The organism is Sphingobium sp. TomMM35A (assembly GCF_054771735.1).
The window spans coordinates 1427978-1450826 of record NZ_BSRC01000001.1 but is presented as its reverse complement, the minus strand read 5'-3'; the positions used below and the strand labels follow the sequence as shown (position 1 = coordinate 1450826).

Genomic DNA, 22849 nt, shown 5'->3' with positions numbered 1-22849 from the left:
CCGTCTTTATTTGACTTTAACCCTATGCGTTCACAACAATGCCCACGAACGCGCGGCGGGGGCCGGGCGAAATTGCAGCCCGTGGGGGGCTTTTCCAAAGTGTTTCACGGCAGTCAATTCAGCCCTCAGCAGGGGGGCGCATCCGCATCCCTCTGGGTGACTGACGCGATCGGCGGGCGTCCCTTCGCGGCTGCCGATAGCCGAGACTGGCGCACCCGCCTGCGCGAATGGGCGGACGATGTCGAGCTGGTTCCCGATCTTGGCCAAAATGTCGGCAGCCGCACCTGGTTCCGCGGCCTTGCCACCTGTTTCGGCCTCTGTGCGTCAGCGCTCTACCTCTCGCCGGGCTTCCAGCCGCTGCCGGGCGCACCGCAACCGCTGCTCGACGCTCCGCAGTTCGAGGAAGTGCGCAGCCAGATGATCACGCCGCTTGCCATGGGCGCGGACAGCGGGCGGCGCATGGGGCCCACCGATGCCGTCCAGCCCCTGCGTGAGACGCCGGAGCGCCCGCAGATCGAATTGCGCGCCCAGATCGGGGGGAGTGACTCGCTCGGCCGCGCCTTGTCGCGCGCTGGCGTCAGCAATGCCGACGCCGCGCAGGTGATGGCTCTTGCCAGCGGCGACATTGCCAAGGGCCTGAAGCCGGGTACGCCGCTCGACATCATTCTTGGCCGCCGCGCCAGCCGCGACATGCCCCGCCCGCTGGATCATCTCGCTTTCCGCGCCCGGCTCGACCTCGCGCTCGAAATCAACCGGGTAGGTGGGATGCTTCAGGTAAAGCGCACGCCTATCCATGTCGACAATACGCCGCTGCGCATCCAGGGTGTGATCGGCGACAGCATCTATCAGTCCGCGCGCGCGGCCGGTGCGCCGCCCAAGGCGATCCAGAGCTTCCTGCGCGTCATTGCGCAGCAGGTCGATCTGGGATCGATCCACAGCGGCGACCGCTACGACATCATCACCGAATATCGCCGTGCGGAAACCGGAGACGTCGAAGTAGGCGACCTGTTGTTCGCGGGCCTGCACCGCGCCAGTGGACGTGGCATCGACATGCTGAAATGGACCAGCGACGGCCGCAGCCAGTGGTTCGAAGCATCGGGCGTCGGCGAACGTCGCGGCGTGCTGTCCGCGCCGGTGCGGGGGCGCATGTCATCCGGCTTCGGCATGCGCCGCCATCCCATCCTCGGCTACACGCGCATGCATGCGGGCATCGACTTCGCCGCCGCCTATGGCTCGCCCATCTATGCGGCCACTGATGGCGTCGTGTCCTATTCGGGCCGCCATGGCGGCCATGGCAATTATGTCCGGCTGGAACATGGCAATGGCCTTGCCACCGGCTATGCGCATATGAGCCGCATCGCCGCACGCTACGGCCAGCGTGTCCGCCAGGGTCAGGTGATCGGCTATGTCGGCTCCAGCGGCCTTTCGACCGGCCCGCACCTCCATTATGAGCTGTATCGCAGCGGCCGCACGGTGAACCCGCTGTCGGTCAAGTTCACCACCACCGCGCAGCTTGCCGGTCGTGAACTGTCCGCGTTCCGCGAGCGGCTGAGGCAGCTCAAGAGCCTGCGGACGGGAATCCCCGTCACGGTCGCGCAGAACAAGCCGCAGGCTGCTGCGCCTGCCACATAGAGCAATTAGCCGCTTCCCGTCCCCGGACCGCTTCGCTAACCCGCCTCCATGACCAAGATCACCGCCCTGCTGCTCGCCGGATCGCGTCCCGGTTCCGATCCTCTGGCGCAGGCGGCCGGGGTCGCGGTCAAGCCTCTCGCTCCGGTCAGGGGCGAACCTATGATCAACTATCCCGCCCGCGCGCTGCTCGCGCATCCGTCGGTCGGACAGCTAGTCATTCTCACCCAAACGCCGGAACTTTACCGTGCGGACCCCGCCACCGCCTGGCTCGACGAGGACCCGCGCGTCCGCTTCGAACAGAGCGGCAGCGGCATAGCATCCACATTGCTCGAACTCCTGGACCGGCCCGATCTCCCCTTTCCGCTGCTCGTTACCACGGCCGACCATGTTCTGCTCGACGGCGACATGCTCGACCAGTTCGTTGCCGAGGCGGGAGGGGCCGACATCGCGGTGGCGATGGTCGAACGCGCAACGCTGCTTGCCCGCTATCCGTCGTCCCGGCGCACCTGGCTCAAGTTCCGCGACGGCTGGTGGTCCGGCGCCAACCTCTTCTGGTTCGGCAGCGCCAAGGCCCGCGCGATCATCTCCCTCTGGCAGGAGGTGGAGCAGGACCGCAAAAAGGGGTGGAAGATCCTCGCCGCATTCGGCCCGATCGCCTTGCTCGGCGCCGTGCTGCGCGTCTCCACATTGCGCGGGGGCATAGCGCGCGTCGGCCGCCGCTTTGATCTCCTCGCCAGACTGGTGCCCATGCGCAAAGCGGAAGCCTGCATCGATGCCGACAAGGTCGAGGACGTCGCCCTCATCGAACAGATATTGGACGGAAGCGCCTAGAGCTTGGGGCTATTAAATGGCACGCCGCCCGATACCGTTCGCCCTGAGCCTGTCGAAGGGCTCAGCCTGAACGGGCGGGGTGATTCAGATTGATCGCTCCCAAATCCAAACGCCAACAGCCGCTTCAAGCTTTTGCCACTTTGATGGGTAGCAAATGGCTGAACGAGGCGCTAAGGGCCTCATGCGCGCGCCCCCATAATGATTATCGGCGCGGACGGAGGACATCTTAAACCATGGCCGAATTCACCCTGCCCAAGAACAGCAAGATTTCCGGTAAGGGCGTGACCCACAAGGCTCCCGACGGCGCGAGCAACGTCAAGAGCTTCAAGGTCTATCGCTACGATCCCGACTCGGGTCAGAATCCGCGCTATGACACCTTTGAGATCGACCTCGACAATTGCGGTCCGATGGTCCTCGACGCGCTGCTGAAGATCAAGAATGAATATGATCCGACGCTGACGTTCCGCCGTTCCTGCCGCGAAGGCATTTGCGGTTCCTGTTCGATGAATATGAACGGCAAGAATGGACTCGCCTGCACCACCGCGATCGAGGATTGCGCGGGCAAGGAAGTGCGCGTTACGCCGCTGCCGCACATGGACGTGATCAAGGATCTCGTCCCCGATTTCACGCATTTCTATGCGCAATACAGCTCGATCAAGCCGTGGCTGCAAACCGTCACCCCGTCGCCGAGCGGCAAGGAGCGGCTCCAGTCGCCCACCGACCGTGAAAAGCTCGACGGCCTGTACGAATGCATCCTGTGCGCCTGCTGCTCGACCAGCTGCCCCAGCTATTGGTGGAACTCCGACAAGTTCCTCGGCCCGGCCATTCTGCTCCAGGCCTATCGCTGGCTGGCCGACAGCCGTGACGAGTATACCGGCGAGCGTCTGGACGAACTGGAAGATCCCTTCCGCCTCTATCGCTGCCACACCATCATGAACTGCGCGAATGTCTGCCCGAAGGGTCTCAGCCCCGCCAAGGCGATCGCCGAAACCAAGAAGATGATGGTCGAACGGCAGCTTTGATGCAGTGAGTGACGATACTGGCCCTGTAAGCCTGGTGCTGGAAGGTCCTTGGGCTGACTGGCTGCGCTGGAGCGATCCGGTTTCGGAGACGTTTCTCAGCACATCCGTGGGGCCCAGCTATTCGCAAGGTGCCGGTGATCGCCGCGCCACGGTGATGCTGGAAACCCGCCAGTCGCACGCCAATCGGAACGGCGCGCTGCATGGCGGTTTCCTCGCCGCCTTTGCCGATCATGCCTATTTTGCCGCGCTGGCGGCCATGGGGCGTCCTGAACAGGCCGCTGCCGTCACCGTCGACCTTTCCATGCAATATTGCGGCTCCGGAAAAGTGGGGCATCCGCTGCGCGCGGATGTGGAGGTCTTGCAGGAAACCGGGCGCTTGTTCTTCATGCGTCTGACGCTTCATCAGGAAGACGCGCTGGTCGCGTCCTCCACCGCCACGGTGCGAAAGGTGCCGGTCCCCAAATGAGCAGCGTGATCGAGCGTTATCACGCGCTCGTCGCGGCCGGGGAATTGCGCCCCGATCCGGACCAGCAGGCCGCCGCAGCGCGGCTGAACATCCTTCAGCAGGAACTGGAAGCGGCTCCTCCGCGTGGTTCGACCTTGTGGAAACTGCTGCGGAAAGCGCCCGAACCGCCGCGCGGCCTCTATATGTGGGGCGGCGTCGGCCGGGGCAAGTCGATGTTGATGGACCTGTTCTTCGACACCGTGCAGGTCCGGAACAAGAAACGCGCTCATTTCCACGAATTCATGCTCGACGTCCATGCGCGGCTTGCGGAGGTGCGCAAGGCGGAGAAGGGCGATCCCATCCCGCCGGTCGTGGACTCGCTCGCCGAAGAGGCGCGGCTGCTCTGCTTTGATGAGATGGTCGTGAACAACATGGCCGACGCCGCCATCATGTCGCGCCTGTTCACCGGGCTGCTCGACAAGCGCGTGACGGTCGTCACCACCTCTAACCGCGCGCCTGATGAACTCTACAAGGACGGCCTCAACCGGCAACTTTTCCTGCCGTTCATCGACCTCATCAAGGATCGGCTGGACGTTCTGACGCTCGACGGGCCGACCGACTATCGGCTGGATCGTCTGGGCGACGCGCAACTCTGGCATTCGCCCAACGGCCCGGAGGCGACAAAGGCGCTCTCCGACGCCTTCTTCCGCCTGACCGACTATCCGGTGGAAAATCGGGCGAAGGTGCCTGCGGAGGATATTGAAGTGCAGGGCGGGCGCACCCTGCATGTGCCAAAAAGCCTTAAGGGCGTGGCGGTCTTCTCCTTCAAACGCCTATGCGCCGAAGCGCGCGGCGCGCCTGATTATCTGGCGATCGCGCGGCGGTTCCACACGGTCATCATCGTCGGCATCCCGGTACTGGGTCCGGAGAACCGCAACGAAGCCGCCCGCTTCGTCACGCTGATCGACGCCTTGTACGAATATAAGGTCAAACTGCTCGCATCGGCTGATGCGGAACCTGCACAGCTTTATCCCCGTGGCGACGGCGCGTTTGAATTTGAACGCACGGTTTCGCGGCTGATGGAGATGCAGTCGGACGATTATCTCGCGCTCGGACACGGGCCGAAATAACGCTCTTCGGCGCGGCGACGCCCTCATCCATCGCATTGAAAATGGCCCGGACGCTTCCTTATGAGAGGAAGCGTCCGGCAGGTGGCCGCTGCGGGACAAGTCAGCGCCAGGGTAGGAGCGCGTAACAAACAGGGGCGGAAACGCTCTTAATGAAACTGCGAATGAATTGCAAAGATAAATCTCCCAGAGGTCTTTTAGTTGGTTGAATCATTAATGAGATCGGCCTAAGCGGGCGGGCAATCCCGTGTTTTCCATGCTTGGAGGATGATTGCATATGGCCCGTAAGAAGATCGCGCTCATCGGCGCTGGCAATATCGGCGGTACGCTCGCGCATCTCGCAGCCTTGAAGGGTCTGGGCGACGTCGTCCTCTTCGACGTGGTCGAAGGCGTGCCCCAGGGCAAGGCGCTCGATCTGTCGCAGTGCGGCCCGGTCGAAGGCTTCGATGCGAAGATCACCGGCACCAACGACTATGCCGACATCAAGGACGCCGACGTCATCATCGTCACCGCCGGTGTCGCTCGCAAGCCCGGCATGAGCCGCGACGATCTTCTGGGCATCAACCTCAAGGTCATGAAGGCCGTGGGCGAGGGCATCAAGAACAACGCCCCCAACGCTTTCGTCATCTGCATCACCAACCCGCTCGACGCGATGGTGTGGGCGCTGCGCGAGTTCTCCGGCCTGCCGCACAACAAGGTCGTCGGCATGGCGGGCGTCCTCGACTCTGCGCGCTTCAGCCACTTCCTGGCCGAAGAGTTCCAGGTGTCGGTCAAGGAAGTGAACAGCTTCGTCCTCGGCGGCCATGGCGACACCATGGTGCCGGTCGTGCAATATTCGACCGTCGCCGGTATCCCGATCCCCGACCTCATCAAGCAGGGCCGCTCCACCAAGGAGCGCATCGACGCCATCGTGCAGCGCACCCGTTCGGGCGGCGGCGAGATCGTCGGCCTGCTCAAGACCGGTTCGGCCTTCTATGCGCCCGCCACCAGCGGCATCGCCATGGCTGAAGCCTATCTGTTCGACCAGAAGCGCCTGCTGCCCTGCGCCGCGAACCTGACCGGTCAATATGGCGTCGACAATCTCTATGTCGGCGTGCCCGTGATCATCGGCAAGGACGGCGTTGAGCAGGTCATCGAGATCGAACTGGACGACGAAGCCAAGGCGAACCTTCAGGTATCGGTCGATGCCGTCAAGGAATTGCTCGAAGCCTGCAAGGGCATCGATCCCTCGCTCGCCTGAGCCAAAGAGCTGCACCAGTGCGTCCCAGGTGAGTGAGCAGCCTGGGACATGCTGCCTTCCACCTGAAGTGCCACGTCCACAGAATGCAAAGGGACTGACATGTCCATTCTGGTGAACAAGAACACCAAGGTCATCACGCAGGGTATGACCGGCGCCACCGGCACCTTCCACACCGAACAGGCGCTGGCCTATGGCACGCAGATGGTTGCGGGCGTCACCCCGGGCAAGGGCGGCACGAGCCATATCGGCCTGCCCATGTACGACACGGTTGCCGAAGCCAAGTCGAAGACCGGCGCCGACGCTTCGGTCATCTATGTTCCGCCGCCGTTCGCGGCCGACTCGATCCTGGAAGCTATCGATGCGGAAATCCCGCTGATCGTCTGCATCACCGAAGGTATTCCGGTGCTCGACATGGTGCGCGTCAAGCGCGCCCTGTCCGGCAGCAAGTCGCGCCTGATCGGCCCGAACTGCCCCGGCGTCCTGACGCCTAACGAATGCAAGATCGGCATCATGCCGGGTTCGATCTTCTCCAAGGGTTCGGTCGGCGTCGTCTCGCGCTCCGGCACGCTGACCTATGAAGCGGTGTTCCAGACCACCAATGCTGGCCTGGGCCAGACCACCGCTGTCGGCATCGGCGGTGACCCGGTCAACGGCACCAACTTCATCGACGTGCTGGAACTGTTCCTGGCCGATGACGCAACCGAATCGATCATCATGATCGGCGAAATCGGCGGCGACGCAGAAGAGCAGGCTGCCCAGTTCCTGATCGACGAAGCCAAGCGCGGCCGCAAGAAGCCGATGGCTGGCTTCATCGCCGGCCGCACGGCGCCTCCGGGCCGCCGCATGGGCCATGCCGGCGCGATCGTGTCGGGCGGCAAGGGCGACGCGGAAAGCAAGATCGCGGCGATGGAAGCGGCCGGGATCAAGGTCGCGGCCAGCCCGTCCGAACTGGGCTCGACGCTTGTCGAAGTCCTGAAGGGCTAAGGCAGAACGGACAAGGCGGTCGGGCTGCACCTCGACCGCTTTACATACCCCGCTCCGCGACTGCACGCGGCAGGCATGGGACTTGAAAGCATGGGTTACGAGAACCAGGACTTTGAAGCGGAACGCGGGCCGAGCTGGGCGCGTCCCAATTGGCCGCTGACGGACACCGATGACCTGACCGGTGCGCTCGACCCGACGCAGATGCAGGTGGCGGTGAAGGCCGCAGCGAAGTCTGCGGGCAAGCCCGTTTCGGATGCCGACGCAGTCAGCGCCGCTGACGATGCGATCCGCGCGCAATTGCTGATCCGCACCTATCGCGTGCGCGGTCATCTTGCGGCCAATCTCGACCCGCTGGGACTCGTCCAACGTGATCTGCCTGCCGACCTGACCCCGGAATATCACGGCCTCACCGATCCTGAGAAGAAGATCTATCTCGGCGGTACGCTGGGCCTGCAATATGCCACGGTGCGCGAGATCGTTGCGATCCTGCGCGCCAATTACTGCGGCAATGTCGGCCTTGAATATATGCACATCGCGGATGTGGAGGAGCGCCGTTTCCTGCAGGACCGCATGGAAGGCAAGGACAAGGAAATCCACTTCACGCCGGAAGGCAAGAAGGCGATCTTGGCCAAGGTGATCCACGCCGAACAATATGAGAAGTTCCTGGGCCGCAAATATGTCGGCACCAAGCGCTTCGGCCTGGACGGCGGCGAGTCCATGATCCCCGCGCTTGAAGCCATCATCAAGCATGGCGGCGCGAGCGGTATCCGCGAAATCGTCTATGGCATGGCCCATCGCGGCCGCCTGAACGTGCTCGCCAATGTGATGGCGAAGGGCTTCCGCGTCATTTTCCACGAATTTTCCGGCGGTACGGCCAACCCGGAAGATGTCGGGGGATCAGGCGACGTCAAATATCATCTCGGCACCTCGACCGACCGTGAGTTCGACGGCGTCAAGGTCCATATGTCGCTGGTGCCAAACCCGTCGCACCTTGAGACAGTCGATCCCGTGGTGCTCGGCAAGGTGCGCGCGCAGCAGACCTTCCGCGACGATCTGGAAAAGCATGAGCAGGTCCTGCCGGTGCTGATCCACGGCGACGCCGCCTTTGCGGGGCAGGGCATCGTGTGGGAATGCTTCGGCTTTTCCGGCGTGTCGGGCTACAATACCGGCGGGTGCATCCACTTCATCGTGAACAACCAGATCGGCTTCACGACCAGCCCGCAATTCTCGCGCGGCTCCCCTTACCCGAGCGACGTCGCCAAGGGCGTTCAGGCGCCCATCCTGCACGTCAATGGCGACGATCCGGAGGCGGTCACCTTCGCCTGCAAGCTGGCGATCGAATATCGCCAGACCTTCCATCGCGACATCGTCATCGACATGTGGTGCTATCGCCGCTTCGGCCATAATGAAGGCGACGAGCCGAGCTTCACCCAGCCGCAGATGTACGCGAAGATCCGCCAGCACGCGCCGGTCAGCGACGTCTATTCGGCACGGCTGAAGGCTGAAGGCGTGGTGGATGATGATTTCGTCAGCAAGGTTACGGGCGACTTCGTCAATCATCTCGAAGAAGAATTCGAGGCTTCCAAGAGCTACAAGGCCAACAAGGCGGACTGGTTCGCAGGCCGCTGGTCCGGGCTTCACAAGCCCGCCGATGCCGAAACGGCGCGGCAGAATGTCGAAAGCGCGATCAGCCAGAAGCTGTTCGACAGCCTTGGCAAGACGCTGACTACCGTCCCTGAAGGGCTCAACGTTCACAAGACCCTGAAGCGGGTGATCGAGGCCAAGGCCGAGATGTTCAAGAACGGTGTGAACTTCGACTGGGCCACCGGCGAAGCACTGGCCTTCGGATCGCTCCTCTCGGAGGGCTATGGCGTCCGCCTGTCGGGTCAGGACTCGGGACGCGGCACGTTCAGCCAGCGTCACGCCGTCTGGGTCGATCAGGACAGCGAGAACAAATATATCCCGCTTTCGACCGTCCCGCACGGCCGGTTTGAAGTGCTGGATTCGCCGCTGTCGGAATATGGCGTTCTCGGCTTCGAATATGGCTATGCGCTGGCGGACCCCAAGAGTCTGGTGCTCTGGGAAGCCCAGTTCGGGGACTTCGCCAACGGCGCGCAGATCGTGTTCGACCAGTATATCGCTTCATCGGAAACGAAGTGGCTGCGTTCCAACGGTCTCGTTTGCCTGCTGCCGCACGGCTATGAAGGGCAGGGACCGGAACATAGCTCGGCGCGCCTAGAACGCTTCCTGCAGCTTTGCGCAGAAGGAAACATCCAGGTCGCGAACATCACGACGCCCGCGAACTATTTCCATGTTCTGCGGCGGCAGATGCTGCGCCCCTTCCGCAAGCCGCTCATCATCATGACGCCCAAGTCGCTGCTGCGGCACAAGCTGGCGGTTAGCAAGGCAGAGGACTTTGTTGGCGAGACGCACTTCAAGCGGATCCTGTCCGACCCCAACGGCGCTGCGGATGCCGAGACGAAGCGGCTCGTCCTATGCTCGGGCAAGGTATTCTACGACCTTATGGAAGCGCGCGACGCAGCCGGGGATACGAACGTGCAGATCCTGCGCATCGAGCAAATCTATCCCTTTGCCACCGAGGCGCTCGCCACGCGCATCAAGCGCATGACGAACCTTGAAGAGGTCGTCTGGTGCCAGGAAGAGCCCCGCAATAATGGCGCCTGGTTCTTCGTGGAGCCTTACGTCGAAGAAGCTTTGGCCCAGGCGGGCAAGGCGCCAATGCGTGCTCGCTATGCCGGGCGCAAAGCGGCCGCGTCGCCTGCCACCGGCCTTGCCAAGCGCCATGTCGCCGAACAGGGCGCGCTCGTCGCCGATGCGCTGGGTCACAGCGTCCGTGAAGAAATCCGCCGCCAGAAGAAAGGCTGACACAGCTCATGGCAACTGAAGTCAAAGTCCCCACGCTGGGCGAATCCGTTACCGAAGCGACCGTTGGCCAGTGGCTGAAGAAGCCTGGCGACGCTGTGAAGGCTGACGAGCCGATCGTCAGCCTGGAAACCGACAAGGTCGCAGTCGATGTGCCTGCGCCGGTCGGTGGCACCTTGGGCGACATCATCGCCAAGGAAGGCGACACGGTGAATGTCGGCGCACTGCTGGCGATGATCAACGAAGGCGCAGCGGCCGCAGCAGCTCCCGCAGCGCCGACCGCTCCTGCTCCGGCCGCGAAGGCCGAGGCTGCTACCCCCGCGCCCGCCGCATCGGCGCCAGCGGATGAGGAAGAGGGCGGCAACCTTACGCTGTCTCCCGCCGTTCGGCGCCTGGTGCTGGAGCATGGGCTTGACCCGAGCAAGATCAAGGGCACTGGCAAGGACGGGCGCCTGACCAAGGACGATGTCATGGCTGCCGTGGCCGCTGGCACTGCGAAGGCGACGGCGTCGGCTCCGGCCGCTGCGCCTGCGGTTGACGCTCCTGCGTCAGGCCCCAGCCGCAAGCAGGAACGGGTTAAAATGACGCGTCTGCGTCAGACGGTCGCCAAGCGCCTGAAGGAAGCGCAGAACACCGCCGCGCTGCTCACGACCTACAATGACGTGGACATGACCAACGTCATCGAAGCGCGCGCCAAATATAAGGACCTGTTCGAGAAGAAGCATGGCGTCCGTCTCGGCTTCATGGGCTTCTTCACCAAGGCCGTGTGCATGGCGCTGCGGGACATCCCCGGCGTCAACGCGCAGATCGAAGGCGACGAGATCGTCTATAACGATTTCGCTGACATTTCGGTCGCCGTCTCGGCTCCGAACGGACTGGTGGTGCCGGTCATTCGCAACGCCGAGTCCTTGAGCGTCGCGGACATCGAGAAGACGATTGGCGGCTTTGGCAAGAAGGCCAAGGAAGGCACGCTGACCATGGACGATATGAAGGGCGGCACCTTCACCATCTCCAATGGCGGCGTTTTCGGTTCGCTGCTGTCCAGTCCGATCATCAACCCGCCGCAGTCGGCGGTGCTTGGCCTGCATCGCATCGAAGACCGTCCGGTCGTCCGCGATGGGCAGATCGTCATTCGTCCGATGATGTATCTGGCGCTGAGCTACGACCATCGTCTGATCGACGGTCGTGAAGCGGTCACCTTCCTCGTTGCGGTGAAGAATGCGATCGAGGATCCGACCCGTCTGCTGATCGACCTGTAACATACACCACTTATCGTCACCCCAGCGCAAGCTGGGGTCTCCCTTGTTCTTTTGAAGGAAAAGAGAGATGCCGGTTTCCGCTGGCATGACGGGAAAAGGGAATATCCCATGTCTGAATTCGATTATGACGTCCTGGTGATCGGCGCTGGTCCGGGCGGCTATGTCGCTGCGATCCGGGCAGCGCAGCTTGGCCTCAAGACCGCTTGTGCCGAGAGCCGGGAGACGCTGGGCGGCACGTGTCTCAACGTCGGCTGCATCCCGTCAAAGGCGCTGCTGCATGCGTCGGAGCTTTACGAAGAAGCCGCTGGCGGGGCGCTCGCGAAGCTGGGCGTCAAGATCGACAAGATGAGCCTCGACCTCGACACCATGCAGGGCCAGCGCAAGGATGCCGTAAAGGGCCTGACCGGTGGGATCGAGTTCCTGTTCAAGAAGAACAAGGTTGACTGGCTGAAGGGCCGGGCGAGCTTTACCGGTGCGAACACGGTCGAGGTTGGTGGTCAGACCGTTACTGCCAGGAACATTGTCATTGCAACAGGATCGTCCGTAACTCCGCTGCCGGGCGTGGAGGTCGACAATGACAAGGGGCTGATCGTCGACTCCACGGGCGCTCTGGAACTGGACAAGGTGCCGGATCATATGGTCGTCATCGGCGGCGGGGTGATTGGGCTGGAGCTTGGCTCGGTGTGGCGCCGTCTGGGTTCCAAGGTGACCGTAGTCGAGTTTCTCGACCAGATCCTCCCCGGCATGGATGGTGAAGTCCGCAAGGAAGCGAACAAGATCTTCAAGAAGCAGGGCTTCGAATATAAGCTCGGCACCAAAGTCACCGGTGCCGAAGCGCACAAGAAGGGCGTTCGCCTGACTGTGGAACCTGCCGCCGGTGGTGCTTCGGAGACGATCGAGGCTGATGTCGTGCTCGTATCCATCGGCCGTCGCCCGAACACTGACGGGCTGGGTCTCGACAAGATCGGACTTGAACTGAACGCGCGCGGGCAGATCGAAGCCGATCATGACTTCGCGACCAAGGTGCCGGGCATATGGGCCATTGGTGACGTGATCCCGGGTCCTATGCTGGCGCATAAGGCCGAGGATGAAGGGATTGCAGTCGCTGAGAATATCGCCGGGCTGACCGGCATCGTGAACCATGCAGTCATACCTTCGGTCGTCTATACAAAGCCCGAGATTGCGGGCGTCGGCCTGACCGAGGAAGCTGCCAAGGAGCGCGGTGCTGTCAAGGTCGGCAAGTTCCCAATGCTGGCGAACAGCCGCGCCAAGACCAATCATGAGCCCGACGGCTTTGTGAAGGTGATCGCCGATGCCGAGACCGATCGCGTCCTTGGCGTGTGGATCATCGCGACCGTGGCCGGAACGATGATCGCGCAGGCTGCGCAGGCGATGGAATTTGGCGCGTCTAGCGAGGATATTGCCTATACCTGCCACGCGCACCCGACACATAGCGAAGCGATCAAGGAAGCCGCGATGGCGGTCACCGGCAAGCCGATCCATATGTGAGCAACGCCGCTTCTGAAAAGTTCGGAAAGGGCCGCCACCGCGCGGCCCTTTCTTTGTTCAGGCGCTGACAACGCGGGGCATGGACATCCTCTCCCTCTGGGGCGAGGATAAAGCGCGCCGGACGCAAACACGATTTCGTCCCCGCGCCTTCGCCTCGTAAAGGGCTTCATCCGCGCGAGCGATAGTGTCGTGGATGGATCTGTCACCCGATTGCATAGTCGAGAGCCCGAAACTCGCGGTCAGTTGCCGGTCCTGCCCTAATTGCTGTGCGGCGGATTGGGCGAAAGCTTCGCGCAGCATGTTCGCGATTTCCGCTGCACGTGCCGCATTGGTTTCGGGCAGGAACAGGACGAACTCCTCTCCTCCGAAGCGAGCGGCAATCGCGCCCGGAGGTGCTATTTGGATCAGCAGATTGGCAAGCGCCTTGATCACCTGATCGCCTAGCGCATGCCCATATTCGTCGTTGACGGCCTTGAAGTGATCAATGTCGCAGACAAGGAGGCTGCCTTCCGGCAACCCGTTCGCCTCGCTTCCGGCAATGGCGTTATCGAATCCGCGACGGTTGAACAGGCCCGATAGCGGATCGACCATGGCCTCCCTCTGATAACGGGCCAATATGTCCATGACTTGCGTCGCAAGGGCGGAGAGGGCCAGGAACATGCCGAATATGCAAGCAAGCGCCTGCATCAGGAAAGCATATTCGCTCGTGAGAAAATCGCCATTGTTCGGCAAGGTAAAGGGTACGCTATAGCCCCTCACAAAATTGTCCAAGGCGACGAGCGACGCCGCCGCGAACAGCGTCCGGTCGGCGGGATTATGAAGATGGCTTCTTGCTGCGACGAGTGGAATGCTGATCAGCAGGAAGCAGCCGAAATCCGAAGCCACCAGTTCAAGCGGCAGATCACCCCGAACGGAAGCCAGCGCGGAAAGCGATATTGAGCCGCCCCATATCGCCAATCGCAGGGGCAGCATCCAGGAAGGGCGCCAGCGCTCCAGCAGCGCTTGGCTGAACAGGAGAAATCCGGTTGCGAACAGGAAATCGGCCAGGATGCTCCACCACGGTCCAGGCATCGCGGCAGCACCGACCGGGACAGAAAATCCCGCAGCGACAGAGAAGAAGGCGGCGCTCCACCACGCAGCAGCGCGCACATGCCAGTTGCAGATGATCAAAAAGGCGATCCCGAAACTCGCCATCATGACCGGAAGGAAGAAAGCGAAATTTTCGCCCATGCTGACTTCCTTTATCTGCTGTTGCCGGGACATGGGCAGGGACAAGGCTGCCGCTCGGGCGGCGTATAAGCCTTTGTTTAACAAATACTTCCATATCTGATGAAATGTTCATCCGATATGGATTGAACGCTGGTGATCAGCCCGGCCAATTTTGAAGGAGCGACAGAAGCTCATCGAAATGATCGATCACCGCATCCGCGCCAAGCGTTTCGACGGCTCCATCCAGGAAACCGAAGCTGACCGCAACACTCGGTATGCCAGCGTTGCGAGCGCCCGCAATGTCGTTGATCGTGTCGCCGAGGAAGATCGTCCGACCGCCGCCTGCGCGCTTGACCATTTCGTGAATGGGCGCGGGGTCGGGCTTTGCAACGCCGAGCGTGTCGCCGCCGACAACGCTGGCAAACCTCTCGAAAAGGCCAATCTGGTGGAGCAGGGGAATGGTGAAGCGTTCTGCCTTGTTCGTGCAGATCGCCAGCTTTACGCCCGCTTTCTCCAGCCCCTCGATCACGGCCATGAGCCCCGGATAGGGCACAGAATGGATGGCCAAATTCTGTTCGTAGTAATCGAGCAATATCGGCAGCATGCGGGCGAGCAGCGCCTCATCATAACCGCCCGATGCTGACAAAGCCCGTTCCAGCATGACCTTCGCGCCCTTTCCAACGAAGGGCCGGATCGCATCGACGGCAAATGGCGGGCGGCCGTCGGTCGCGATCGCGTAATTGACCGCCGCAGCCAGGTCACCACTCGTATCGAGCAAGGTGCCGTCAAGGTCGAAGCCCACAATATCGAAAGGAATGCTGGTCATCGGCGGCTCATGGGGCCTCTGCGGTGGCAAAGGCAAGGCAAACGTGGCAGAGAGCGATGAGATTCATACCTTTCCATAAAAGAGGACGCGTTCCGCCGTGACCGCCACCCGCCCACTCGCCGTCATCATCCTCGCCGCTGGGCAGGGTACGCGCATGAAGTCAGCAAAGCACAAGGTGCTGCATCCGGTCGCGGGTCGGCCGATGCTGCTGCATCTGCTGGCGAGCGTCGCTGAGCTCCGGCCGGAGCGGCAAGTCGTGGTTGTCGGCGCTGGGCGCGAACAGGTCGAGGCGGCTGTCGCCGGGACGGGCGCAGTAATCGCGGTGCAGGAACAGCAGCAGGGGACGGGCCACGCCGTCGCTCAGGCGCATGACGCGCTTGCCGGGTTCGCTGGCGACATATTGATCCTCTATGGCGACGTGCCGCTGGTGCGGACGGAAACCATGCGGGCCATGCTCGACCGGTTGAACATGGGTGACGAATTGCGCGCGGTGGTGCTGGGGTTCAGGCCTGAAGACGCCGGTGCCTATGGCCGGATCATCACCAATGGTCAGGGCATCATCGGCAAGATGGTCGAATATAAGGATGCCGATGCCACTGAGCGCGCGGTGACGCTGTGCAATTCTGGCCTCATGGCTGTGCGGTCCACCGATCTTTTCGTCCTGTTGGACCAGATCGGCAATCATAATGCCGCTGGGGAATATTATCTGCCCGATATCGTCATGCTGCCCGGCGCGCAGAGTGCGGTGATCGAAACGGAGGCCTGGGAAGTCGCTGGGGTCAATAGCCGTCAGGAACAGGCGGTGATCGAAGCCGCCTGGCAGGACCGGCGCCGCAGCGAGGCTATGCGGGATGGCGTGACGCTGATTGCGCCGGGAACAGTTTTTTTCGCTTATGACACACAGCTGGGGCGCGATGTCTTGGTGGAGCCGAATGTCGTCTTCGGACCTGGCGTGAAAGTGGCCGATAACGCCGTCATCCGCGCCTTCTCCCATCTTGAAGGCACGGATGTCGGGCAGGGCGCCGAGATCGGCCCCTATGCGCGCCTGCGCCCCGGAGCGAACATCGGCGCCAAGGCGAAGGTCGGCAACTTCGTCGAGATCAAGAAGGCCAAACTGAATGAGGGCGCGAAGGTCAATCACCTTTCTTATATCGGCGACGCCACCATCGGAGCAGGCGCGAACATCGGCGCGGGCACGATCACCTGTAACTATGACGGCTTCTTCAAATATCGGACGGAGATCGGCGCAGGGGCCTTCATAGGATCGAACAGCGCGCTGGTCGCGCCGGTGAAGATCGGCGCGGGCGCGATCGTGGGTGCGGGAAGTGTGGTCACCAGGGACGTGGAGGCCGAATCACTTTGCCTCGTCCGTCCCGCGCAGGAGGGCAAGCCGGGCTGGGCAGCGCGGTTCCGCGCAGGGATGCAGGCGCGTAAAGCGGCCAAGTGAAATCCCTGTCGCGCCGTCGAGGGTGCCTGAGGGCGCTCTTGCTGCTTTTCCTGATCGTCGTGGGCGCGTGCCTGTGGTTGTTCGGCAATGCGCGGGCCATGCCGGTCGTGCGCCGGATGGAGATTGCGCTTCCCTCCCCCAAAGATGCGCCTCGAAAGCCGGTGACTATCGCCCTGATGACCGACACGCATCTGTCCGGGCCGGATAACAGTCCCGAAAGAATGGCCCGCATCGTACAGCAAGTGAATGGCCTGAAGCCCGACCTCATTCTTTTGGGCGGCGACTATATCGGGGATGATAAGGGCGGAGCCGTCTACGGACCGCAGGCGAGCATCGCATCCTTTGCGGCGCTGCGCGCGCCGATGGGGGTGCTGGCGGTTCTGGGCAATCATGACTCGCGGCGGCATGCATTGATCGGTCACAAAGAGTGGCGCGCGCTCTTCCGGCGGATTGGCGTCACGCTCCTCACCGATCAGGCTGTGCGGCGGGGTCCGCTGGTGATCGGCGGGCTGCGCGATATCTATACCGACCATCCCGATGTCGAAGGTTTAGCACGGAAAATGGCCGATCTGGGCGGAGCTCCGATCATTCTTTCGCATGGGCCGGATGTGTTTCCCGCTTTGCCGGACCGGCCGCTGCTGACGCTGGTGGGGCACACGCATTGCGGCCAGGTGGCGTTGCCCTTTGCCGGGATCGTCTATGTGCCTTCCCGTTTCGGCACCCGCTATGCTTGCGGAGCTTTTCGAGAGGGCGAGAAGTCCATGATCGTGTCGGCAGGGGTGGGGACAAGTGGCCTGCCGATCAGACTGCTCTCCCCGCCGGATGTCTGGCTGGTTACAATTCGTCCAGAATGACTCTCTACCCTGTCGCCACCTTGCCGATCATGGCATAGGTGAAGGCCAGGCGGGACTAGCCATTTCTTCGCATAGCTTTGGGGCTCAGGATTCATGTGCGGTATCATTGGTATCATCGGTAAGGACGATGTGGCGGAGCGGCTGGTAGAGGGGCTGAGGCGCCTGGAATATCGCGGCTATGACAGCGCCGGGGTGGCGACCATTTTTGAGGGCGCGATCGAGCGGCGGCGGGCCGAGGGGAAGCTTGCCAATCTGGTGAAGGAATTAGCGAATAATCCGCTGCCGGGAACGACCGGGATCGCGCACACCCGCTGGGCGACGCATGGGGCGCCGACGACGAGCAATGCGCATCCGCATGCCACCAGGGAAGTGGCGCTGGTGCACAATGGGATCATCGAGAATTTCAAGCCGCTTCGGGAGGAACTGACCAGCCGGGGACGTCGTTTCGATAGCGAAACGGACACTGAAGTAGTCGCGCATCTGGTGAGCGAGCTGGTGGAGCAGGGCGCTTCGCCGAAGGACGCGGTGGCCCAAGTGCTGCCCCGCCTGCATGGCGCCTTTGCGCTGGCCATTCTGTTCCGCAGCCATCCCGGCATGCTGATCGGTGCGCGGCTTGGGTCTCCGCTGGTCGTCGGCTATGGCGAGGGCGAGACCTATCTGGGGTCCGACGCATTGGCGCTGGCCCCGCTCACCCAGCGCATTGCCTATCTGGAGGAGGGCGATTGGGTCGTCATCACCGCCGAGGGCGCGGAGATTTTCGACAAGGACAATAATCCCGTCGAGCGGCCGATTACCATTTCCGGCGTGACCGGAGAGCTGATCTCCAAGGGCAATCACCGCCATTATATGCTCAAGGAGATTTACGAGCAGCCGGTCGTGGTCGCACAGACGCTGAAGTCCTACCTTCAGCGGATGGAGGACCGGGTTTCCCTTCCTATCCCCGACTTTGACCTCGGCGCGATCCGCCGCGTCACCATCGTCGCGTGCGGCACCAGCTATTATGCCGGGATGGTCGCCAAATATTGGGTGGAGCAATTCGCCCGCGTACCCGTCGACATCGATGTGGCGAGCGAGTTCCGCTACCGCGCGCCGGTGATGGAGGATGGCGGGCTGATGATCGTCATCAGCCAGTCTGGCGAGACCGCCGATACGCTGGCGGCGCTGCGCCATGCGCGGAGCGAAGGGCAGAAGATCGCGGCGGTAGTCAACGTGCCCACCAGCACCATGGCGCGCGAGGCTGACCTGCTGCTGCCGACCCATGCAGGCCCGGAAATCGGCGTCGCTTCAACGAAGGCCTTCACCTGCCAGTTGGCAGTTCTGGCGGCGTTTGCTGCAAATCTGGCGCGGGCAAAAGGGCGACTTGATGAAAAGGCGGAGAAGGAACTCGTCCGCCACCTCGCCGAAGCGCCCGCCGCTCTCAACGGCGCGCTTGCCTATGATGAGTCGATCGAGGGCATGGCGCACCTGATCGCGGGCGCGCGGGATGTACTCTATCTTGGCCGTGGCCCGGATTATCCGCTGGCGCTGGAAGGGGCGCTGAAGCTCAAGGAAATCAGCTATATTCACGCCGAAGGCTATGCCGCTGGCGAGATGAAGCATGGGCCGATCGCGCTGATCGACGACAAGGTGCCGGTGATCGTGCTGGCGCCCAGCGGGCCGCTGTTCGAAAAGACCGTCAGCAACATGCAGGAAGTGCAGGCGCGCGGCGGCAAGGTGGTGCTGGTGTCCGACTATGACGGCGTCGCCGCGGCGGGCGAGGGGTGTATCGCGACGATCACCATGCCCAAGGTGCATCCGCTGATCGCGCCGATGGTCTATGCAGTGCCCGTGCAGCTGCTCGCCTATCATGTGGCTGTTGCGAAGGGCACGGATGTGGACCAGCCGAGGAATTTGGCCAAGTCCGTGACGGTGGAGTGAAGGCTGCGCTCCGTTGGAGAGCTAGTTCAGTTTCGTAAAGCGATAGCGGTCGCGGATCTGGCGATTGAAGAAGCTGCCCTTTGACGTTGCATTCCGCATGCCGAGAGCCAGCTTTTCCGGCACATCATGATAGCTGTAGCGCTTGCCGCTGACGAATTGCACGTCGAGCCGATGCTTGGCCGCGTCATATTCGAAGTGACGGATGACCGTGGAGGGCATGGCTGGATAATGATTGGCCGCCATGTTGTTTCCCGGCGACCGATTTACACGTGGCTTTGCTCAGCTTGAACCGGCGTCGATCTAGAGCGCGCTGCGTTCAATCGGACGCAGGTCGCGCGCTCTAGTTTTTTGTTATCGCATCGTTTTAGGCGCAAAACCGGTTCCCACTTTTGCGCACGATGCTCTAGAAAGTCGCCGTCAGCGCCGTCGCGAGATAGTGCGTATTGCCTGTCGCAGGAGCATTGGGCGTCCTTTCGAGGAATCGCCCCTTGGCCAGCCACAGAGCGTTCACCTCGCCGCGCAGGAATTTGGGAATCAGCCAATAGCGTACCCGCGCCTCGATCTGATGCCCGGCGAAACTGCCGCTTCTGCCCGCGGCATCCCTGACGCCCGTGGTGGAGAAGGCGTCTGTACGGCTGGCAAGCCACATCGCCCGGTAAACGGCAAAGGCGTCAAACTTCTTGCCCGGTGCGATTTCAACCCGCAGGCCCGGCGTGCGAATGTTGGCGCGACCGATCGCATTGTAGATGCCCGCAGGCGCAAGGTCGGCCCTGCGCATGCCGAACAGCGTGTCGAAGCGGGTGAATTTGCGTGCCGGGCCATCCCCGCTCGCCTGATCATATTCCAACGAGAGCCGCAGCTTGGCAGGGCCTGGAAAGCTGTAGCCCGTGTCGATGTGGAAGAACCAGGCGCCGACGGGTAGTTGCGCCGCTGATGGCGCAACGCTGGCCCGGATATGTCCGAACTGGTAGAAGCCCTCCGCCTCAAAATCCCAGCGGCCCGGTTGGGGATCGCGGATAAGGCGGCCGCCGACCGTGTGCAGATTGCGGTTGCGGGTAGGGCGATCCGGGCTGTCACGCTCCTGAAGCCTGAAATAGCTGAGTTCCGCCGTTGCGCCCGCAATCATATTGGGCCGCGCCATCAGCCCGCCCCACAGTTTCAGGTCGAAGCTTTCGCGATCCCAACGCACCTTCTCCCGCTGGATTGAAGGCAAGTCGTCGGGCAGCCTGATCTGGGGCAATGTGTAGATCAGCGTTGCCGATCCCCCCTTAAGCTTGATGTCGGCGCGCACGCCTGTGTAGCCGTTGGTCGTGTTGCGGTAATCATCCGCCGCCACCAGCCGCCTTGATCCCAGGTTGAGCATCATGCGCCCGAGTTGCAGCCCTAGCGCGCTATTCGGCCCGAACGGGTTTTTCCAGTCCGCGGCGACATAGGCTTGCACCAGTTCGAAGGTGTTGACCTCGTTCGCGCTGATGGCGCTGCCCGGCTTATCGAGATAGGCGCGGCTGTCGAACAGCTCTCCTCCGATCCGGAACGCTCCCGTCCGATATTCGGCGGCCAAGGTGCTGCGGAGAGCAAGCTGCTCATCCTCGCTTCTGAGGCCAACCCTGGGCTGGCCATCCAGCAATTCATGGCGCACCCGCACGCTGCCAGCGAGCTTGAAATCGGACGGATTGCCAATGGCGGCCTGAAGTGTTGGAACGTCGGCCATCGCCTGGCGTGGCAGGAGGAGGGAGGAGGTAGCGGTGAAAAGCGTAGCGCCCAGACGCCAAACCATAAGACATGCTCCTTCGATCGGCGAAGGCCGATAGAGAAGCAACGCTTGAGCACGCGCTGTGCTTGACCGGGAGGTTGCACTGCCCCGGTGCGGTGCCGATATCATCGGGAAACCTGTTTGCCAAGTTCGGCAATGAGTTGGCGATGTTCGTTACTCGGAGAGGCTGCGTGCCGGGCTAGCCGCCGCCGGGCGCATTATGGCCACCCGCAGGCACCGGACCACCGCTGGGCGCGTGCGTATGATCGGGGCTGCTGTCCCAATCGATATGGTAGAGGTCGAACCGGCGGTCGCGCAGGTTGCGCACCGTGCCCTCGGCTCGGGCCCAGCTGAGGTCGGCGAGGTTGACGTCCGCCATGGTCAACGTTTCGACATTTTCCGTGGACTCCGCCGCTATGCCGTCGCGGGCAAAGGGCAGGTCGCAGGGTGTCAGGATGGCGCTCTGCGCATATTGGATGTCCATATTGTCAACATTGGGCAGATTGCCGACATTGCCGGACATGACCACATAGCATTGGTTTTCAATCGCCCGGGCCTGCGCACAATAGCGCACGCGCATATAGCCAAGACGCGAGTCGGTGCAGAAGGGCACGAAGATGATGCGCGCGCCCTGGTCCACCAAGCGGCGGGCGAGTTCGGGAAATTCGCTGTCATAACAGATGAGGACGCCGATCGGGCCGCAGTCGGTCTGGATCACGTCGAGCGAATCGCCGCCCTTGATGTTCCACCAGAAGGCTTCGTTGGGCGTCGGGTGAATCTTTTCCTGCGTATGCACCGATCCGTCGCGCAGGGCGACATAGGCGATATTCTGGATGTCGCCATCATCCGCGCGCGTGGGATGTGAGCCGCCGATGATGTTGATATTATATTCCAGCGCCATCCGCGTCAGTTCCTTGGTCAGGCGCGGGGTGTAGGCGGTCAGCTTGTCTATCGCTTCGAGCGGCGAGAGCTTCTTCGTTTCGAAGGACAGCAGCGGCAGCGTGAACAGTTCCGGGAAGATGATGAAGTCGGACCGATAATCCGCTGCAACATCAACGAAATATTCGATGTTGCGGATAAATTCATCGAAGTCCGCGACCGCGCGCGCCTGAAGCTGGCAGGTGGCGAGGCGGACGCTTTCGACGCCGCGCGGCACCCGCATTTCGGGTGCCTCGTCGGGATCGACATAGGGGTTACGCCAGACGAGATGGGCGGCGTGGCCGTCCGACTGCTTGTCTTCGGGCAGATAATTTTCAAGGACGCCGAGTGGTTCGAACTGGTTCTTGAGCTGGAAGCTGATGACCTGGTCACGCAACCTGCCTTGGACGACCTTGTCGAGATAATCCGCAGGGCCATCGACCCGGCGTTTCGCGCGCATGTAACCTGGCATGCGGCCCGCGATGACGATGCCGTGCAGATCCAGCTGTTCGGCCAGTTCCTTGCGCTCGTCATAAAGGCGCTGGCCGATGCGCAGGCCGCGCAGCTTGGGATCGACCGCCATCTCATAGCCGTAGAGCCATTCACCGGCCGCGCTGTGCCGGGTGCCGAAACCGTTGGCGGTGATTTCCTCCCAATCGTGGAAGGAGAATGCCATCGACCGGCTGACCCGCATGGTCGCGCAATAGCCGACGACCTTGTTGTCGTAGAGCGCGACGAAGCAGCCGTCGGGGAAATTGTTGATCTGGCCGCGAAGGGTGGCGAGCGAGTAATTGGCCATGCCGGGATAGACGCGCGCGATCAGCCGCTGAATGCCGCGCACGTCGGAAGGAACCGCAGTGCGGACCTCCAATCGCTTGCGTGTTGCTGTCGTCATCGCCGATCTCCCGCCATGGAAAAGGCGGCGCCGTGGTGCGGCACCGCCTTATTCCGTTTCCGTACTGAATGCCTGGAAGGCTGCATCAGTTCCGAGAA

At 62.3% G+C, this 22849-nt stretch carries 18 protein-coding genes; 13 read left to right on the top strand and 5 right to left on the bottom strand.

Annotated features, from left to right (window positions below; translation table 11 throughout):
- Positions 1-99: 99 nt before the first annotated feature.
- The 10 genes from ACYU8T_RS07160 (at position 100) to lpdA (ending at position 12932) form a co-directional block, all read left to right on the top strand.
- Positions 100-1632, top strand: a complete 1533-nt coding sequence (locus ACYU8T_RS07160) for a peptidoglycan DD-metalloendopeptidase family protein (RefSeq protein ID WP_461158946.1) — start codon at positions 100-102, stop codon at positions 1630-1632.
- A gap of 48 nt (positions 1633-1680) precedes the next feature.
- Complete coding sequence (locus tag ACYU8T_RS07155) at positions 1681-2463, top strand: nucleotidyltransferase family protein (protein WP_461158945.1); 783 nt, start codon at positions 1681-1683, stop codon at positions 2461-2463.
- Between the two features lie 233 nt (positions 2464-2696).
- Positions 2697-3485 (top strand): succinate dehydrogenase iron-sulfur subunit, encoded by a 789-nt coding sequence (locus ACYU8T_RS07150; RefSeq protein WP_461158944.1) that lies wholly within the window; start codon positions 2697-2699, stop codon positions 3483-3485.
- 4 nt (positions 3486-3489) lie between these two features.
- Positions 3490-3951, top strand: coding sequence for a PaaI family thioesterase (locus ACYU8T_RS07145; protein WP_247231570.1), 462 nt, complete (start codon positions 3490-3492; stop codon positions 3949-3951).
- Positions 3948-5060, top strand: a complete 1113-nt coding sequence (zapE, locus tag ACYU8T_RS07140; RefSeq protein WP_461158943.1) for a cell division protein ZapE — start codon at positions 3948-3950, stop codon at positions 5058-5060. The genes ACYU8T_RS07145 and zapE overlap by 4 nt, the downstream gene beginning before the upstream one ends.
- 274 nt (positions 5061-5334) lie before the next feature.
- A complete protein-coding gene (mdh, locus tag ACYU8T_RS07135; RefSeq protein WP_247231566.1) occupies positions 5335-6297 on the top strand; it encodes a malate dehydrogenase in 963 nt (320 codons plus the stop codon).
- Between the two features lie 99 nt (positions 6298-6396).
- A complete protein-coding gene (gene sucD, locus ACYU8T_RS07130; RefSeq protein ID WP_097091271.1) occupies positions 6397-7281 on the top strand; it encodes a succinate--CoA ligase subunit alpha in 885 nt (294 codons plus the stop codon).
- 90 nt (positions 7282-7371) lie between these two features.
- Positions 7372-10167, top strand: a complete 2796-nt coding sequence (locus ACYU8T_RS07125) for a 2-oxoglutarate dehydrogenase E1 component (RefSeq protein WP_461158942.1) — start codon at positions 7372-7374, stop codon at positions 10165-10167.
- An 8-nt stretch (positions 10168-10175) separates the two neighbouring features.
- The gene (gene odhB, locus ACYU8T_RS07120; RefSeq protein ID WP_247231564.1) at positions 10176-11423 is read left to right on the top strand and encodes a 2-oxoglutarate dehydrogenase complex dihydrolipoyllysine-residue succinyltransferase; all 1248 of its coding nucleotides are present in this window, start codon (positions 10176-10178) and stop codon (positions 11421-11423) included.
- 108 nt (positions 11424-11531) lie between these two features.
- Entirely contained in the window at positions 11532-12932 is a 1401-nt protein-coding gene (lpdA, locus tag ACYU8T_RS07115) for a dihydrolipoyl dehydrogenase (RefSeq protein WP_247231562.1), read from the top strand.
- Positions 12933-12989: 57 nt separating this feature from the next.
- Here lpdA and ACYU8T_RS07110 read toward each other — a convergent pair whose 3' ends face one another.
- The gene (locus ACYU8T_RS07110) at positions 12990-14162 is read right to left on the bottom strand and encodes a GGDEF domain-containing protein (protein WP_461158941.1); all 1173 of its coding nucleotides are present in this window, start codon (positions 14160-14162) and stop codon (positions 12990-12992) included.
- A gap of 136 nt (positions 14163-14298) precedes the next feature.
- Complete coding sequence (locus ACYU8T_RS07105) at positions 14299-14967, bottom strand: HAD family hydrolase (RefSeq protein ID WP_461158940.1); 669 nt, start codon at positions 14965-14967, stop codon at positions 14299-14301.
- A 154-nt stretch (positions 14968-15121) separates the two neighbouring features.
- On the opposite strand from ACYU8T_RS07105, the gene glmU reads away from it, so the two are divergent.
- From glmU to glmS, 3 genes are all read left to right on the top strand, one after another.
- Positions 15122-16414 (top strand): bifunctional UDP-N-acetylglucosamine diphosphorylase/glucosamine-1-phosphate N-acetyltransferase GlmU, encoded by a 1293-nt coding sequence (gene glmU, locus ACYU8T_RS07100; protein WP_461159772.1) that lies wholly within the window; start codon positions 15122-15124, stop codon positions 16412-16414.
- Positions 16415-16440: 26 nt separating this feature from the next.
- On the top strand, positions 16441-17268 hold the full coding sequence (locus ACYU8T_RS07095; RefSeq protein ID WP_461159771.1) for a metallophosphoesterase: 828 nt from the start codon (positions 16441-16443) through the stop codon (positions 17266-17268).
- 93 nt (positions 17269-17361) lie between these two features.
- On the top strand, positions 17362-19185 hold the full coding sequence (gene glmS / locus ACYU8T_RS07090) for a glutamine--fructose-6-phosphate transaminase (isomerizing) (protein ID WP_461158939.1): 1824 nt from the start codon (positions 17362-17364) through the stop codon (positions 19183-19185).
- 21 nt (positions 19186-19206) lie between these two features.
- On the opposite strand, the gene ACYU8T_RS07085 is transcribed toward glmS, so the two are convergent.
- From ACYU8T_RS07085 to ACYU8T_RS07075, 3 genes are all read right to left on the bottom strand, one after another.
- The gene (locus ACYU8T_RS07085; RefSeq protein ID WP_255254712.1) at positions 19207-19428 is read right to left on the bottom strand and encodes a KTSC domain-containing protein; all 222 of its coding nucleotides are present in this window, start codon (positions 19426-19428) and stop codon (positions 19207-19209) included.
- A gap of 160 nt (positions 19429-19588) precedes the next feature.
- The gene (locus ACYU8T_RS07080; RefSeq protein WP_255254713.1) at positions 19589-20962 is read right to left on the bottom strand and encodes an alginate export family protein; all 1374 of its coding nucleotides are present in this window, start codon (positions 20960-20962) and stop codon (positions 19589-19591) included.
- A 175-nt stretch (positions 20963-21137) separates the two neighbouring features.
- Positions 21138-22751, bottom strand: coding sequence for a carbon-nitrogen hydrolase family protein (locus ACYU8T_RS07075; RefSeq protein WP_097091277.1), 1614 nt, complete (start codon positions 22749-22751; stop codon positions 21138-21140).
- Positions 22752-22849: the final 98 nt, after the last annotated feature.